General features: G+C 46.1%; 1 protein-coding gene and 1 pseudogene. Both read right to left on the bottom strand.

Features of this window, described 5'->3' with window-relative positions:
- A pseudogene (gene mam7, locus R7R78_RS24505) lies at positions 1-664 on the bottom strand (MCE family putative adhesion factor MAM7); the annotation flags it as partial.
- On the bottom strand, positions 657-1,026 hold a 370-nt coding region (locus R7R78_RS24500), incomplete at its 5' end, for a paraquat-inducible protein A (protein ID WP_225474424.1). The gene R7R78_RS24500 and the pseudogene mam7, both read right to left, overlap by 8 nt.

The raw sequence follows: 1,026 nt of genomic DNA, 5'->3' as shown, positions 1-1,026 counted from the left end.
GGCTGCGGTCATTGATGATGTGTCGATATTGCTCTTGGATATTAGCTTGAATAGTGATGGATTTCGCATCTTCATCCAGTTGGTAGCTGTAGACCGCACCAATAGGAATTTTCTTGTAGACAATCTGAGATCCAATCGACACGCCGCCTAAGTCTCGGCTTTTAAGCTTGATGTTCAAACCTTGTGAAACACGTAGGTCCGTTGGCGCCGAATCGAGAGCGTGGAATGTGGTCTCAAATTCTTGACCGTCCCCCGGTTGGATAGAGATGTAGTTACCAGAAACAAGCGCATCCAAGCCCGACACACCAGTTAAACTCGCGGTTGGTTTAACAAGCCAAAAACGCGTTTTATCGTTTAGTAACTTCGTTGCTTCAGGGTAGATGTCTGCATCCACGTAAATGCTGCCGAGATCTTCGGACAAATTAATGTCACGCACCATACCGACTTCCAAACCTTGGTAACGGATAGTTGTACGTCCCGCCACCAAACCAGCAGCGTCGGAGAAGTAAATCTGTACTCGTTGCCCCGCATCATGGATGGACTTCACCACAAGCCAGCCGGCGAGCACCATCGTCAAAATTGGCAGTAGCCAAAGTGGAGATATGCCTTTGCTCCTCTTAACATCAGGCACATACGATGTTTGAGAATTGTTCTGATCACTCATTAATTGACTCTTTTTCTGATTGTTTTGGGGCTTCATCCCAGATTAGCCTTGGGTCAATACTCTCTGCGGCTAACATTGTCAGCACAACGACTAAACCAAATGCGACCGCGCCGTAACCTGGTGTAAAGTCGAGTATTTGACCGCGATCGACCAAGGTCATCATGATAGAAATAACAAACAAGTCCATGACAGACCATTTACCGATCCACTTTACTGCAAAGTAAACCATCATTCGTTGTCTTCGAAACACCGAACGCTTGAATTTGATGCACAGCATAATATAGGCAAGGCCGAGGATCTTAACGACTGGCACAACGATACTGGCAACAAAAATAATAATGGCGATACCATACATTCCGCTT

This window comes from Vibrio sp. 2134-1, assembly GCF_033339495.1.
Note: the sequence above shows the minus strand (reverse complement) of the source record. Positions and strands in the feature narration are given on the sequence as shown.